Source organism: Sinorhizobium sp. 7-81 (assembly GCF_030124405.1).
Taxonomy (GTDB): domain Bacteria; phylum Pseudomonadota; class Alphaproteobacteria; order Rhizobiales; family Rhizobiaceae; genus Sinorhizobium; species Sinorhizobium psoraleae.
The window spans coordinates 826,452-841,832 of record NZ_JASKLT010000001.1 but is presented as its reverse complement, the minus strand read 5'-3'; the positions used below and the strand labels follow the sequence as shown (position 1 = coordinate 841,832).

Sequence of the window (15,381 nt, the reverse complement as noted above, 5' to 3'; positions counted from 1 at the left end):
CTCTAACCGCCCATCCTCAGTTGCGTCAGTTGCATCAGCGTGTCGGCGCTGATGCCGAAGCCGCCGCTGCCCGACAGGACGATGGCGGCGGGCGAGACATCGGTGTTGTTTTCGACGTCATAGAGAGCGGTGAAACGCTGCAGAAGTTTCTCGAGCTTCTCCGGATCATGAAGGTCGGCGATATCCAGCACGCGCTTGATATATTCGGCCTGAACATCGATGTCGCTGCTTGCCATCTCCTGCGGGATGCTGAAGGCGGTTCTGACGACCTGCATCAAGGCGCTGTCAGCAAGAAGGTCGTAAGCCGTGTTGACGTCGGAGGCCATGCGCTTGAAATAGAGCGCCAGGCGGACACCGGCATTGTCCGCGCCGGCATTCTCTTCCAGCGTCTGGTTGAGATAGAGATCCATCGTGGCAATGATGCCGCGCCGGGTCTGGATTTCGCCCGCGGCCCCGCGAGCAAGCTTTCCGTCGATATCGAAATTGAATGAGGCCACGATCTCGCGGTAGCGCGTGTCGCTCTCGGTGTTGATAAAGCTCTCCGGATCGTCGAGATCGGAGGCAAACATTTCCCGGAGATAGCTCGTCTCGACGGTTTCAGGATCGATGCCGGCGGCGACAAGGACGAAATCAACCAGGCGACGGTTGCCGAGAAAATCGTCAAGCGTTTCGATCTTCTCGATCTCGGCACTGTAGTACTTCGCCTCTTCCGTCGCCTTGGCCTTGTCCTCGTCGGTTCCGAAACGGCTCTTTTCGATAACGTAGGCCTTGGACGTGTTGAGGATCTCCGCCTCCGACTGCGCCAGCTTCGGTGCGCCGAGCGTGCCGTCGGGCTCGAAATTGAATGCCTTGGCGAGCTTCACGTAGCGCTCGTCCCTGAGAGAGTTGGCGTAGCTGTCGGGGTCGCCGAGATCGCTGGTCAGGACTTTTCTCAGTTTACGCAAGCTGTCGCCCTCCTCCTCAAGGCCGAAGGCGCGCAGCGCTAGCGTCATCATGCTGGAATCGTTGAGCAGGTTATCGACGCTCGTCAGCGTGTTGACCAGCATCTTGAAGCGTGAAATCAGCGCCTCGTCGGCAGCATCGTCCTTATCGTTGTAATGGACCATGTAACCGTCAGATGTCGTCGCCATTTGCGCCGCCGTTTGCGCGGGATCGCTGCTGGCGAGGGTGCCGTCCGTCTGGAAATTGAAGGCGGCGGCCATCACCTTGTAGGCGGCATTGTGCTCGCCGCCCATCGTGTTGGCGTAGCTGTTGGGGTCGTCGAGATCGCTGGTGAGGATGTTCTCGACCGTCGTCGTCAAAGTGCTCGGCGGCAATCCAAACGCGGTCACCACGTAGTTCAGCAAGCGGGTATTGGATTTCAAGTCGGCAACCGTCGTGATGCTGCCGATCGTCGCCTCGTAATAGCCCTTGTTGAGCAGAGCCTCCGCGGAGGTCACGCGGTCGCTGGCGTTCAGGATGTAGTTCTCGTTGATGGCGCTCTTTTGCGCCGCACTCTGCGCCAGCGTGCTCGTCGGCAGACTCCCGTCGGTCTGGAAATTGAACGCCTTCGCGAAATCCAGCGCCGTGCTGCTGCCGAGCTTGTTAACGTAGCTGTTCGGGTCGTTGACGTCGCTAGTCAGAATCTGTCTCAAATGAGAATAGGAAGTGTATTTGGGATCGAAGTCGAAGGCCTTCATCGCATAGGTCCTCAGGCGCTCGTTGCCCAGGAACTGGTCGACATCTGTCACGGTATCGATCACCGCGTTGTAATAGCTCGTCTCTGCATTGAGCACATTCGACTCGTTGGCGATCGTCTCGCTGTAGAGGCCGATCAGCGCATCGGTCTGGGCGTCGGTCTGCGCAACCGCGGTCGAGGAACCGAAACTGAATGCTTCGGCGAAGTTGCGATACCGCTCGTCCGTCAGGCGATTGGCAAAGCTGTTGTCGTCCTTCAGATCGCTCTCGAGGACCTTGCGCATGAAAGCGACCGCGTAAGTCATGTCCTCGAGACCGTGGGCCTTCATCGCGTAGGAATAAAGACGGTAATCGTCGAGAAATTCGTCGACCGAAGTCACCTTGCCGATATTCGCTTTGTAATACTCGGCCTCGCGCGCGACCAGCGGCTGGATCGACACGCGGTTGAGACTGGCCCTCATGTCGCGGGTGATGAGATTGTAGTCGATATAGGTCGAAACCATGCCCGTCGCCTTGTCGATTGCCGGCGGGACGCGCCCCACCAAAACAGAATTCTGACGCCACATCATCTCACGGGAGACTTGTGTGTGGCTTTTCCGGAGCTCGTTCGCGGTTGGAAGAATCGCGGCAATTTCGTTGACGAAGAAGAAACCTTGACGGGTCGGCTTTTGCTAACCATCGGGCCACGCAAAGTTTTTTTAACCGCAATTTTTAAGCCGTCCGGAAGAGCGGCTGCCTATTCTCCCGCCCATAGAGGACGAAAAGTCCCGACGAGAAGACCGGGAACCGGCTCTCAAGGAAAACAAGGGCGATTTGAAATGCGCAACACACTTTCTCAACCGGCTTGGGTTGAAAACAAGCTGAGGCTCGATCCGAAGCGTTTTCCGCAGCAGGCGACCTACGCCTTGCGCGGCCATGACGGCAATGTCACCATCAGCCTCGACGAGCGTGGCGCTGTTTTGCGCAAGGTGCTACCATCAAGCGGCCTGCCGCTTTCGATCGCCTTGCCCGCACGCGCGTTCCGGGGTGTTGCAGCGCGGGCCATCGACCATGGCGACGGGGAGGTTACAGTGACACTAGAACTCCATCACGACGATCCGGATCTTTGCATCCCGTTGCTCGTCGCCCACGACCTTTCCGACATTGCCGCCGACTGGCGGGCCTGGGCAGAGGCCTATCGCATCCCGATGCTGATGGTCGAAGCCGACGGTGTCGCCCGTCCGCTGGAGGAACACCTCGGCGATGTCCGCACCGCTCCGGTGAAGCCACGCCGCCGCCACTCCTTTTTCGCCGAACGCCGGCCGCGCTTTCTCGTGCGCCGCTCGACCGGAGAACTCGGCGTTCACATGAAAATAAACGGGCGCGAGATTATCGCCCGGTCCTGACCTTGATCAATCTCCAGTGCGAAGACCGGCCGACCCTGCGGCCGGTCTTCGTCGTTTACTGCATGTTTCCTTAAATCGTAGCCGATTTAAGGATCAAAACATGCAGCAATTCAAAGTGCTACAGCGTCCTTTGCGCGTCTGATAGGACGCGCGGCGCTGTACGCGGTCCGGTACGGATGTCGTCCGAAGGCCGATTTGTGGTGGAGCTTTATCCGCACGTTGCGGGAAATGTTACCGTAGAAACAGTGGTTTCGCCTTCTTCATGCCATATGCGCTCCATAGCGAGAGGCACGAATGAAGGAGAACCGCATGCGCAAGCACCTGCTCGCCGTCCTCATCGCCATTCGGGCTGTTTTCCGCGCACGCGCTGTCGTCAAGTCGCGCACGGCGGAGAGCGAACCGAGCTGGGCGTAAAGAGGCGCCACGACCGAACGGACGACCCTGACCGAGATGCTCGGTCGAACCGAAGCCTACACATCCTCCGGACCCTGCCGGAGGATTTTTTCATATCAGGCGTACAAGCAGCGTCAGGACCAGCCCGGCGAAAACAATGAGGCCGACGACGCTGTTGAACTTGAATAATGCAAGACACTGCAGCGGATCGTGGATATTCAGCACCAGGATCTGGTAGCCAAGCATGACCGCCGCGACCAGAAGACCTGCGTAAGCGAAGAAGCCCGCTCCCGCCGCGACGAAGGCCAGCAACATCAGCAGGACGGCTAATCCGTAGAGCCCGATCAGCCACGGCCGAGGATTGTCACCGAACCGGCGGGCGGTCGAGCGGACGCCGATCAATTCGTCATCCTCCCTGTCCTGGTAGGCGTAGATGGTGTCGTAGCCGATGGTCCAGGCGATCGCGGCGCCGTAGAGCACAACGGAGGCAAGCGACAGTTCGCCGAACTCCGCCGACCAACCCATTATCGCGCCCCAAGAAAAAGCAAGGCCGAGAAAAAATTGCGGCCAGTCCGTGAAGCGCTTGGCAAAGGGATAGATCGCCACCAGTGCAAGCGAGACGATACCAAGGAAAACAGTGAAACCATTGAACTGCAGCAGAACGAGAAGACCCACCAAGGCCTGCAGCACCATGAACGCCTTCGCCTGGAAGCGCGTGACGCGCCCGGAAGGCAGGGGACGCGAGCGCGTGCGCGCCACTTCCATATCGATATCGTGGTCGACGATGTCGTTATAGGTGCAGCCGGCCCCGCGCATGGCGATAGCACCGACCGTGAAAAGGAACACGTGGAACAGGAAGCGGCCTGCCGAGAAGCTGCCAAGGCTTGCCGCCGTCGCGGAAGCCAGCGCGGCCGACCAGAGGCAAGGCCACAACAAAAGCTGCCAGCCGATCGGCCTGTCCCAGCGGGCAAGCTGTGCATAGGGCCAGAATGCAGGTGGCAAGACTCGATAGACCCAGTTGTTGGACGGTGCGTCATGGACGCGGCCGGAATCTAGAGAGGAAGTGTTCATCGCTTCTGTTTGGCTCCCCTACAGCGCCGCGCGTCTAACCAGACGCGCAAAGGATGCTGTAGCACTTTGAATTGCTGCATGTCTGTGCCCTTAAAATCGCGATCGATTTTAAGGAGACATGCAGTGGGCCGTGCGGTCAAGCGGCAACCGCCCGCGACGATCAAGGAACAGTGAAGTCGAAGCGATAGGTCGCGGAAAGCCCGACCAGAAGCTGATTGCGGCTCCCGCGTTCGCGCACCAGGCTCGAATCGGCGGCTGGCCCCATCAATCGCCGGTATTCGGCATAAGCACTGGTCTCCATCTTCTCGGTCGCCTGCCAGGTGATCGCGGCGCCGAGGCCGGCGGAGTGGATGCCGCCGCCGGGGTCATAGGTGCTTAGGCCCGATGCGGCCGATTCCCTATTGTTCACACCATAATAGGCGTCGAAATAGTCGCTCGTCGCAGCGGTCAGCCGAGGACCGCCGGAAACCCGTACCGTGCTGCTGACATCGACGAAGGCGTCTGCCGCAACGTCTGCGACGACACCATGATGACTGCGGATGCCTTGGCGAACCTCGGCGCGCAGACGCATCCAGTCGGTCGGATAGACTTCGGCGAAGCCACCGATTTCGCCGCCGAACTTGACGGGATCGAGGCCCTTCAGATCGCTAGATCTATCCTCGTCCCGTTCGAAGATCAGTTTGCCCACGACGCCCGCGCGGATCCCACCCTGATCGAGGAGCCCGTAGGACATGTTGTCGTTGCGCGACGAGAAGCGCACGCTGCTGCCGGCCTTGCCGAGCGAGACCAAGGGAGCCGCCTGAAACATCCGGTCCGAAGCACCTTCATATTTCGGACCGATGAAGCCAGTGGCACCGACCTTCAGATACCAGTCACCCGACCACATATAGCGGCCGTCTCCGGCCGAAGCCGTGCCGGCCAGCAAGAAAAAAGCTCCAGAAAGAAAAGCGATGCGGATACGCAATGAACAACTCCGGGTGAATCATTCGCCAGGCGGGTGGATCGTACCGGGGCACGAGCGCGGGGGAAAGGTCGGATGTGACACACCGCCGCTTTATCGGCCGTGTGTTCCTACGATTCCGTTAACCAGGTCAATTCAGCTTTCGTTTCCCATGGCATCTTGTCAACCCGATTGGCCCCGCAGATAGAGGCTTGGCGGCGCCCCAAGCATTCGGCGAAACATGGTCGTGAACGCCGCGACATTCTCGTAGCCTGCATCCAGCGCCACGGCGATGATCGGCTCGCCGTCAGCGATGCGCGGCAGCGAACCGAAGATGCAGGCCTGCTGTCGCCAGGTGACGAAGCTGATGCCGGTCTCTTGTCGAAAAAGGCGCGTGAAGGAGCGGCGGCTGATGCCCATCCGATCGGCCCACTCGTCTATGGTGGCAGTCGCTGACGGTGCCTTCAGGAACTGCCGGCACAGCGAGGCAAGCCGGTGGTTCTGCGGGAAAGGCAAGCCCAACGGCCGCTCTGCAAGACGCGGGATCTCCGCCAGCAACAGATCCATGATCAATTGCTCCCTTCGCTCCGACGATTCTTCGCTTTCAGCACCGACGAGCGCATCAATGAGACTGGCGACCAGCGCGGTGATCTCCAACACCAGCGGCCGGTCCGCGGGGCTGGCGTCCGCGGAAATGTAGATCGAATGCATCCGGACATCGCTCACCATCTCGGCCGAGTGTTCCGTGCCGGCGGGAATGAGCAAGGCGTGCCCAGGAGGAATCATCCAACGCCCGCCCGGCGTATGCACGAGGACGACGCCGTGACGCGCCCACCACAACTGCGTGCGGCTGTGGCTGTGCGGAGGCACCTTCAGTCCGGAACCGTAGTCCTTGCCGATCGCCAGAACGGGGGCGTTCGCTTTCTCGATCCACTCCAAGCTTCTGAAATGGTCTGCATCCGGCAATTGCGGCAGGTGACTTCTTCTCGATTCCGGCATTTGGCCCACTCGCGAAAGAATTGGACCAAATCACAAAAGCAGGCCAGCGACAAGCCGTCTAGAGATGACGCAAAGACTTCAGGAACGAGCCGTTCGTAAGGAAATATCTCATGGCTTCGGTTACGTCGACGGGCAGCATCAGTCCCGAAAAGACCGCCTTCTCCGTCATTCTCGCAGTCAGCTTCTGCCATATGCTGAACGATATCATGCAGTCGCTGCTGACCGCACTATACCCGCTGCTGAAGGCGAACTACGCGCTCGACTTCGTCCAGATCGGCCTTTTGACCTTCACATTTCAATTGACCGCATCGATGCTGCAGCCTGCGGTCGGGATCGTTACCGACCGGTGGGGCCTGCCCTATTCATTGCCCGTGGCCATGCTTTCGACCTGCTCCGGGCTGATCCTCCTCGCAAGCGCCGGTGACTTCTGGATGCTTCTCGTGGCGGCGAGCCTGATTGGTGTCGGTTCCGCGATCTTTCATCCTGAATCTTCCCGCGTCGCCCGGCTTGCATCTGGCGGCCGCCACGGGCTGGCGCAATCGCTGTTCCAGGTCGGGGGCAATGCCGGGAGCGCGCTGGGGCCGCTGCTTGCGGCCTTCATCGTCATTCCGTTCGGCCAGGGCAGTCTCGCCTGGTTCTCGATCGTTGCGATCACCGGCTTCTTCGTCCTTTCCTGGGTCAGCACGTGGTACGTACGGCACCGCCGCATGACCATGAACCGGCCCGCACCGAACCGTGCGCTTCCCTTGCCGAAAGCTCGCGTCCTCTGGGCAATCGCGATCCTTGTTTTGCTGACCGCCACGAAGAACGTCTATCTCGCCAGCATATCCAGCTATTTCACCTTTTTCGTCATCGAGAAGTTCGGCACGAGCGTGCAACAGGCCCAGTTGATGCTGTTCCTGTTTCTCGGCTCGGCGGCCGCCGGAACCTTTCTCGGCGGACCGATCGGTGACCGATACGGCGCGCGCTTCGTCATCTGGTTCTCGATCCTCGGCGTCATTCCGTTCGCGCTCATGCTGCCCTATGCAAACCTGTTCTGGACGTGCGTCCTGAGCGTCCTCATCGGTCTCATCTTTTCGTCCGCCTTCTCGGCCATCGTCGTCTTCGCGCAGGAGCTCGTTCCCGGTCGCGTGGGATTGATAGCTGGCGTCTTCTTCGGTTTTGCCTTCGGCTTCGGCGGCATGGGCGCCGCGGTGCTCGGCATCTTCGCCGACCGGGAGGGCATCGCGTTCGTCTACAACATCTGCTCCTACCTGCCGTTGCTGGGCATCCTGACGGTGCTGCTGCCGAAGATCCCGGCGAGATAGGATGTGCCATCCCTGGGGGGCCGGCGGGCCACCCGGGGAGCGCCGTCCCGTCTCGTTACCGGCCGTGTCGAAATCTGCTTCTGCCGGGGTGGCCCTCTGTAATCATTCATAAATTATTGCAGGTTACGGTCACCTAATGGGGGCTTGGGCAGAGGCAGAAAATGAGAGGGCGCGCGGTTATTTCCGTCTTCCTGGCGACGCTGGTACACGCGTCCGCTGCTCGCGCCGAAACGCTCAATCTGCTCATCTGGGAATCCTACATCGACCAGGAGATCATCGACCGCTGGACGGAAAAGACAGGAGTCGCGATCCGTCAGGTCAACTATGACAGCGGCGATGCTCGCGACGAGATCCTTGCGGATCCCGGCAGCAACATAGATGTGGTCGTCGTCGGCGAAAACGGTGCGGCGCTGTTCGGCAGGAAGGGTGTGCTCGAACCGCTCACCGAGGCCAATGTGCCCTCGCTCAAGGATTATGCGCCCGAATGGCGCAAGCGCTGCGCCGGACACGGCCTGCCCTATCTTTGGGGCACAATGGGCATTCTCTACCGCTCCGATATCGTGACGGAGCGCCCGACCTCCTGGCAGGATCTGATGCGCCCGGCGCCGGCGCTGAAGAAGCATGTCGCGATGTTCGACGACCACAACGAGGCCTTCGTCGCGCCGTTGATGCTGCTTGGCGCCTCCATCAATGCCAACGACAACGAAACGCTGAAGGCCGCCTTCGACCTCATGAAGGAACAGGCTCCGTCGGTGCTGACCTACGACTATGTGATCACGTCCATCCAGAACCCGGCGATCGGCGAAAACATTCACATGGCGCTCGGCTACAGCGGTGACCAGCATGTGCTCAACGACAAGGCAGGCGTACCGGGTCTCTGGCACTATTCGGTCCCCGAGGAAGGAACGCTCTCCTGGCTCGACTGCATGGCAGCGACGTCGGGTTCGCCGAACAAGCGGCGGGCGCTGGAATTCCTCGATTTCATCGGTTCCGCGGAAAGCGCTGCCGCAAACGCGATGACATTGGCGATGCCGACGGCAAGCAGCGCGGCACTCAAGCTCCTGCCCGAAGCGATGCGCTCCGACCCGGCGGTCTATCCTCCTCCGGAAATATTGGCGAGGAGCCAATATCAGCGAGAACTTTCCATCCAGTCGGTGCAAGCACGCCGGCGCATCATCAGCACGTTGGCGAATTTCCAGTGACACTCGGCAAGCGCGCACTTTTCCTCATCTTCCCTGTGGTGCTTGCGGGTTACCTGCTCGCGGCCTTTTCGGTCCACATCGCCCAGAGCCGATCGATCCGGGCGCTCGAACACGCCAAGCTGTCGCAAAGGCTCGAACATACAGCCGCGGTGTTTCAAAGTGAGATCCGACGGAGCAGGAGCTTTCTCAACGCTTTGCTGAACGGCAATGCGCTGCGTCAGTTCGTATCCGAAACGGACAGGACCTATCGCGCCAGCGCACTCGGCGTGCGCCTGCAGGAGAGTGTAAAGTCGCTCTCGGACGATCCGATGGGCTTCGTCTCATTGATCATTCTGACCGCCAAGCTGGAAACGGAATATTACTTCGAGAACAGTTGGGATCCTTTTGCGGAAGTCGATGAGGCACAGGTCGAACTGGCAACGAAACTCATCAAGGGCACCAAGCTTACGGATTGGACCTACCTTCACGATGGCGGCGGGCGCCCCAGAATCGTCTACTCCCAGTTCATCGACCCGATCACCCTCAGCCGCCCTTTGCCCAGCAACAAGGCGAACGCGCTTCTGATGCAGGTTGCCGTGCAGCCCGATCGGTTCCTCGAAATGCAGACCGCGCTTAAGAAAGAGTATGGCGTCGACATCGTTCTCCAGCCCTGGCCGCTCGCCGTTACCGACGATCTTTCGGCTAGTGCCCCTATCGGGCCGGCACTCCACGCGACGCTTACGATTTCGGACTCACATTTCGAGAGGCAGATGCTGCGCCAAAAGGTGCTGCTTGCGCTTGGCGCCGTGGCCATGGGCCTTTTCTCCATCTGGCTGATCGTCGTCCTTATCCGGCGCTTCATTACCGAGCCGATCGCAACGCTCGACGCCAATGTCATGGCGGTCATGGTCGGCGCGCGCGACGAGATAGCGGACCGGGACGAAGCAGGCGAAATCGGGCGCCTGACCCGCAACATCCGCGAATTGCATCGCCAGTCGGTCCATTCGCTGGAACTCGTCCAGCGAAGCTCCTGGACGGATACACTAACCGGCATCAGCAATCGAGGTCACTTCAATACGCTTGCTGCCGGCGTTGTTCAGGAAGCCATCGCATCTGGCGAAAAATGCAGCTTGCTGTTCATCGACATCGACAACTTCAAATTCGTCAACGACAAGCATGGTCACGAAGTCGGCGATGAGCTCCTGAAAGCGCTTGCCACCCGACTTGCAGACCATGTCGGTGCCATCACCCAAAGACGGGGACAAAGGCCGGCAATCCTCGCCCGCCTATCGGGCGACGAATTTGCCGTCCTGGTGCGCTCAAGACCGGGCGACGGCACCGTCAGGGAAATCGCTGGCGCAATTCTCGCGCTGTTCGATGATGGTTTCGAGGTTACCGGCAAGCGCTATCCGGTGACGGCAAGCATCGGCGCCGCGATCTGTCCGGACGACGCGAGCAATGTCGCAGAACTGATCTCCAACGCCGACGCCGCCATGTATCAGGCCAAGAGCGCGGGCAAGAACCGCTCCAGCCGGTTCTCCCGCGCGCTCAACGACAAACGCACCCGATTGCGCCAGATCCAGGATGAATTGCGGTCTCTGGACCCAGACGAGCAGTTTCACCTGGTCTACATGCCGATCGTCGACACGAGAGGCCGCGTCACCGGCTGCGAGGCCTTGCTGCGCTGGCACTCCCCCGTTCTCGGCAACGTCACCCCGGACGAATTCGTCCCGATTGCCGAAAGCTCGGGTCTGTTTTCCAAGATCGACTGGTGGGTCATCAACAAGGCAATGTCCGATTGCCGCCAGCTGAAAGCGCTTTTCGGCCCGGAGACCGTGCTGGCGATCAATATTCCTTCGGCCGAACTGCACTCGCGGTCGATCAGCGACTATTTCTCGGATTGCGTTGAACGCCATGGACTTCAGCCGCAGTCGATCGACGTCGAGCTGACGGAGACGTTCGCGGTGCAGGTCAGCGACCAGTTGCGGCGGAACATCGAGGACCTGCGCCAGAAGGGTTTTCGGCTTTCGATCGATGATTTTGGCGCCGGGTACACGTCGGTTCAGCAGATCATCGACTATGCCGCGGATACGATCAAACTCGACCGAGCACTCGTTTCAAACCTGACCGCATCGCAATCCCTGCCGGTCCTCAAGGCCGTCGTCGCCCTGTGCCATGCGAAGGACATGGCGGTAGTCGGCGAAGGCGTGGACACGCCGGAAAAGCTTGCGATGCTGACCGCAGCCGGATGCGACCGGTTCCAGGGCTATCTGATCAGCAAACCGCTTTCGCTCGACGATCTCGGAATCTGGGCGCTGACCCGAACAGCGCGACCCGATGCCGAAGCGGCTGAAGGCGCTGCCGAAGACCGGCGGACGGTCGTCCGCTAGATACGCCATTCCCCTTAATCCACCGCGGCTGCCGCTTTTTCCTTGACCTTACCCCGCGTGCCGTCCTAACCGCAGCGCAGCAATTACAGCGCCGCGTCTAATCAGACGCGCAAAGGACGCTATAGAACTTTGAGTTTCTGCACGATTTTGTCCTTAAATCGATCTCGGTTTAAGGAATCATGCAGCAGCTGATGGCGAGGTGGCAATGAAGGTTCTTCTGATCGGATCGGGCGGACGCGAACACGCGCTTGCATGGAAAATCGCACAATCGCCCAAACTGACCACCCTCTATGCCGCGCCGGGCAACCCGGGCATCGCCGAAGAAGCGGCGATCGTCGCACTCGACGTCGACAATCAGCAGGCCGTGGTCGATTTCTGCCAAAGAACGGCGATCGATTTCGTCGTGATCGGCCCGGAGGCGCCGCTCGTTGCGGGGCTCGCAGACACGCTCCGCGCCGCGGGCATTCCGGTCTTCGGCCCGTCTGCTGCCGCTGCCCAGCTCGAAGGCTCCAAGGGCTTCACCAAGGATCTCTGCGCGAAATACGGAATTCCGACCGGCGCCTACAAACGCTTCACTGAAGTGGAGCCGGCGAAGGCCTATGTGCGGGAACAAGGCGCACCGATCGTCATCAAGGCGGACGGACTTGCCGCCGGCAAGGGCGTGACCGTCGCGATGACGCTCGACGACGCCCTCGCCGCTGTCGATGAGTGCTTTGCCGGCGCCTTCGGGTCCGCTGGTGCCGAAGTCGTCGTCGAGGCCTATCTCGACGGCGAGGAAGCAAGCTTCTTCTGCCTCTGCGACGGCAAGAACGTCCTGCCGCTTGCTTCGGCCCAGGATCACAAGCGCGTCGGCGACGGTGACACGGGGCCCAACACCGGTGGCATGGGCGCCTATTCGCCAGCACCGGTGATGACTGCCGAAATGGTCGAGCGCACGATGAAGGAGATCATCGAGCCGACGATGCGCGGCATGGCCGAAAGCGGTTACCCGTTTACCGGCGTGTTCTTCGCGGGGCTGATGATCACCAAAAACGGGCCGGAACTCATCGAATACAACGTTCGCTTCGGCGATCCCGAATGCCAGGTGCTGATGATGCGCATGAAGAGCGATCTGTTGCCGCTGCTCTACGCCGCGGCGACAGGAACGCTCGGCGACATGAGCATTGAATGGCGCGACGAGGCGGCGCTGACGGTCGTCATGGCCGCCCGGGGATATCCCGGCGCCTACGAGAAGAACACGCCGATCACTGCCCTGCCTGACGAATCCGCAACCACCAAGGTGTTTCATGCCGGCACGGCGATAAAGGACGGTCGGTTGGTTGCAACCGGCGGCCGCGTGCTGAACGTCACAGCCATGGGCGAAAGCGTCAGCAGCGCCAAGGACGCGGCCTATACGGTCCTGCGTGGTGTGTCATGGGAAAACGGATTCTATCGTCGCGACATCGGCTGGCGCGCCGTTGCCCGGGAAACCGCCTAGGCCACTGTGATTTTGGGTCGTATCGACCAGGAACATAAACGTGATCGATTCTAATGAGTTAGAGCGGATGCGGAGCGGAAAACCGCGCACAGCTCGCCCCGCTCTACTGCACGTTCCTAAAATCGTAGCCACAGCATCCTTTGCGCGTCTGATAGGACGCGCGGCGCTGTAAGCGAAAAGCCTGCATCGGTCAATTTTTATCGATCCTCCTGACGGGAAGGTAAGGGAAAAGCCATATTGTCGACCTCGACAGTTTCGAGGAGAATCCAATGCGTTCCCTGCTCATCTCCGGTGCTTTCGCGCTTCTCGCTGGCACGGCCGCTGCATCCTCAATCGAGGATGTCGTCTCCGGCAAGGCGATGAACTCCAGTGTCGCCGCGGTTTCCTGCGCGGACTGCCCGCCGCTGCAGCCGAAGAAGAAATCCTCCTATGTCGTCCCCGAGATCGCTCCGGGCACCGACAAGATCGAACTCAAGGAAATCGGTGGCGAGGTGAAGCTGGTGCGCACCGAAGCCTGGCTCGGCGGATCACCGGTCGTCTTCGTCAGCAAGGCACCCGAGGAGGTCGTAAGAGCCGCGGCGATGAAGGCCGGCGGGTCGGCGATTGCGAGCGCCTCGATGGACGTCGACCTGCGCCAGCCCGCGACGGGTGGCACCATCTCCCCGCAGATCGACGAGACGGCAAAAACCGCCGCCGTTCATGCGATCTCGCATGCAGAACCCGTTGCAGCATCGATGGCCAAGGGCAACTCACAGGAATTTGATCCAGCCGCATTCGAACTTCGGCTAGACTAAAACCATATAAATACAGTTCCCTGCCCCGTCCAGCTGACCCCTGACTTCACGGCTGACGGGCATTCGCTGCAATGGCGAGAGATTGCGCCCCTGAGAGAAGCAGGGGCGCAATCTTTTGGGGATATACGCCAGACGCATTCCTCATGCTGCCCTCGCCTATCCTGTCCATGCCTCACCCAGCTTTGGCGGCCAGACGCTCTATCTCGCTGTCGGAATAAACCTCGATGCCGTTCTGGCGCAGCAGCGCGGCGGTAACACCCATGCCCGGGTGCCGCGCTCCGCTGAAGCGGCCATCATAGATGAAGCTTGAGCCGCAAGACGGACTACCGTCGATCAACAGTGCAAATCGACAGCCGGTGTCGAGCGCCAGCGCCAAGGCATTCTCGGCTGCCCGGACAAATTCGTCTGTCACATCCCGGCCAGTCCTTTCAACCACCCGGGCTTTCCCCGAAAGCACATCGGCACCTACCTGTCCGTGCTCGATCTCCGCCGGCGGGCGCGGAACCGGCATGCCGGCCGACATCTCGGGACAGATCGTGACAAGCCTGCCCTCCTCACGCCAGCGATCGATCGCCGGATGAGAAAGCGGTTTCGATGCGCCGTCGTAGCGCACCGCATGGCCCATGAGACAGGCGCTGACGAGGATCTTGGCAGTCATACCGCTTCATAGACGGTTGCCGCAGGTCCTTTCAAGGGGCGAGCAATGGCAAGGCCACGGAGGCGAGCAGAAGGACGGCGAAGATCAGGTTGGCGATGCGTGCCTTCCATGGGTCGCGCAGGACCGTTGCGATAGCCGCTCCGAAGGAGAGCCAGGTCGTGTTAACGGCAACCGCAATGAGGGTGAGCGCGAGAGCTTTCGCGATCGCGCCGTCGACGCCCTGATCCACGTCGCTCGTGCTGCCGGCGTAAACAGCGCCGATCGCCGCATAGGCTTTGGGATTGGCGATCGCGAGCACAAATCCGCTAAGGAACGAAGGAGTGCCTGAGCCCTCTTCATGAGCGGCAACCGGCGGCGCAGTGGCGATATGCCACGCGAGATAGATCATATATGCGCCGGCGAGAACCGTCAGCGCCGTCTTCATGCCCGGCCGCTCGAGGATCAGGGCGGTTACGCCCGCAGCGATCGCGAGGACAACAGCAATTGTACCGATGTTGACGCCCGCGGCGTAATGCGCACTTCGGCGTATGCCGTGGGCCGCCCCCATACCGGCGAGACTGAGCGTCGCCGGACCGGGACTGCCCATCAGCGGCAAGGCCGCAAGGACCAGGAGAGCGAGATCGCCGGCCATGGTCGCGCCGCCGATGTCAGATCCAGACATCGTTGCGAGCGGTGCGCTCGCCGCCCTCGTGGCCGGTGTTCAGAACGCCGCGTGGCTCGATGAGCAACATCTTCACTTCGCCTGCCGCAAAGGGTTTGTGTTCGACTCCCTTCGGCACGACGTACATCTCGCCCGGGCTGACGGTCACAGAACCGTCGCGGAAATCGATCCGAAGCGTGCCGTCCAGCACGATGAACGCCTCGTCCGTTTCCGGATGATCGTGCCAGACGAAATCGCCCTCGATGCGAACGATCTTGACCTGGTAGTCGTTGATTTCGGCGATCACGCGCGGCTGCCACTGATCGGAAAACCGCGCCAGCTTCTCCTGAAAATTGATCGGCGCATAGGTTCGCTTCGACACATCCATTGCCTCTTCCTCCTGCCGTTTTCGGCTGAGGTTAGGGCCGGTATGGCAAGCGGTATTGAACGATCGTGCGGAGCGGAATGT

Annotated in this window: 13 protein-coding genes; 6 read left to right on the top strand and 7 right to left on the bottom strand. The window is 60.5% G+C overall.

Annotated elements, in window-relative coordinates; all coding sequences use genetic code 11:
* Window positions 1-2 precede the first annotated feature (2 nt).
* Window positions 3-2,180 (bottom strand): DUF1217 domain-containing protein, encoded by a 2,178-nt coding sequence (locus tag QN224_RS04020; RefSeq protein ID WP_283975622.1) that lies wholly within the window; start codon window positions 2,178-2,180, stop codon window positions 3-5.
* A 315-nt stretch (window positions 2,181-2,495) separates the two neighbouring features.
* Here QN224_RS04020 and QN224_RS04015 point away from each other — a divergent pair, with 315 nt between their 5' ends.
* Window positions 2,496-3,062: a DUF6101 family protein gene (locus tag QN224_RS04015; RefSeq protein ID WP_269277509.1), complete on the top strand. Its 567-nt coding sequence runs from the start codon at window positions 2,496-2,498 to the stop codon at window positions 3,060-3,062.
* A 504-nt stretch (window positions 3,063-3,566) separates the two neighbouring features.
* Here the strand turns inward: QN224_RS04015 and ubiA are convergent.
* The 3 genes from ubiA to QN224_RS04000 form a co-directional block, all read right to left on the bottom strand.
* Window positions 3,567-4,526 carry a 4-hydroxybenzoate octaprenyltransferase gene (gene ubiA / locus QN224_RS04010; RefSeq protein WP_283975621.1) on the bottom strand — a complete coding sequence of 320 codons (960 nt, stop codon included), beginning with the start codon at window positions 4,524-4,526 and terminating at the stop codon, window positions 3,567-3,569.
* 160 nt (window positions 4,527-4,686) lie between these two features.
* Window positions 4,687-5,490: a MipA/OmpV family protein gene (locus tag QN224_RS04005; protein WP_283975620.1), complete on the bottom strand. Its 804-nt coding sequence runs from the start codon at window positions 5,488-5,490 to the stop codon at window positions 4,687-4,689.
* 159 nt (window positions 5,491-5,649) lie between these two features.
* On the bottom strand, window positions 5,650-6,465 hold the full coding sequence (locus QN224_RS04000) for a helix-turn-helix transcriptional regulator (RefSeq protein WP_283975619.1): 816 nt from the start codon (window positions 6,463-6,465) through the stop codon (window positions 5,650-5,652).
* Between the two features lie 110 nt (window positions 6,466-6,575).
* Between QN224_RS04000 and QN224_RS03995 the strand changes: the two genes are divergently transcribed.
* The 5 genes from QN224_RS03995 to QN224_RS03975 all read left to right on the top strand — a co-directional run bounded on the left by QN224_RS03995 (window position 6,576) and on the right by QN224_RS03975 (window position 13,614).
* Window positions 6,576-7,772, top strand: coding sequence for an MFS transporter (locus QN224_RS03995; RefSeq protein WP_173510660.1), 1,197 nt, complete (start codon window positions 6,576-6,578; stop codon window positions 7,770-7,772).
* Between the two features lie 161 nt (window positions 7,773-7,933).
* Window positions 7,934-8,974 carry a spermidine/putrescine ABC transporter substrate-binding protein gene (locus tag QN224_RS03990; protein WP_283975618.1) on the top strand — a complete coding sequence of 347 codons (1,041 nt, stop codon included), beginning with the start codon at window positions 7,934-7,936 and terminating at the stop codon, window positions 8,972-8,974.
* Entirely contained in the window at window positions 8,971-11,343 is a 2,373-nt protein-coding gene (locus QN224_RS03985) for an EAL domain-containing protein (protein ID WP_283975617.1), read from the top strand. Before QN224_RS03990 ends, QN224_RS03985 begins: the two co-directional genes overlap by 4 nt.
* Window positions 11,344-11,548: 205 nt before the next feature.
* Window positions 11,549-12,820 (top strand): phosphoribosylamine--glycine ligase, encoded by a 1,272-nt coding sequence (gene purD / locus QN224_RS03980; RefSeq protein ID WP_283975616.1) that lies wholly within the window; start codon window positions 11,549-11,551, stop codon window positions 12,818-12,820.
* 269 nt (window positions 12,821-13,089) lie between these two features.
* Window positions 13,090-13,614, top strand: a complete 525-nt coding sequence (locus QN224_RS03975) for a plant virulence effector HPE1-like domain-containing protein (protein ID WP_173510664.1) — start codon at window positions 13,090-13,092, stop codon at window positions 13,612-13,614.
* A gap of 172 nt (window positions 13,615-13,786) precedes the next feature.
* On the opposite strand, the gene QN224_RS03970 is transcribed toward QN224_RS03975, so the two are convergent.
* The 3 genes from QN224_RS03970 to QN224_RS03960 are packed head-to-tail and all read right to left on the bottom strand — an operon-like array spanning window position 13,787 to window position 15,300.
* Window positions 13,787-14,272: a DUF523 domain-containing protein gene (locus QN224_RS03970; protein ID WP_283975615.1), complete on the bottom strand. Its 486-nt coding sequence runs from the start codon at window positions 14,270-14,272 to the stop codon at window positions 13,787-13,789.
* A gap of 31 nt (window positions 14,273-14,303) precedes the next feature.
* Entirely contained in the window at window positions 14,304-14,933 is a 630-nt protein-coding gene (locus QN224_RS03965; RefSeq protein WP_283975614.1) for a LysE family translocator, read from the bottom strand.
* On the bottom strand, window positions 14,920-15,300 hold the full coding sequence (locus QN224_RS03960; protein ID WP_283975613.1) for a cupin domain-containing protein: 381 nt from the start codon (window positions 15,298-15,300) through the stop codon (window positions 14,920-14,922). Before QN224_RS03960 ends, QN224_RS03965 begins: the two co-directional genes overlap by 14 nt.
* Window positions 15,301-15,381: the final 81 nt, after the last annotated feature.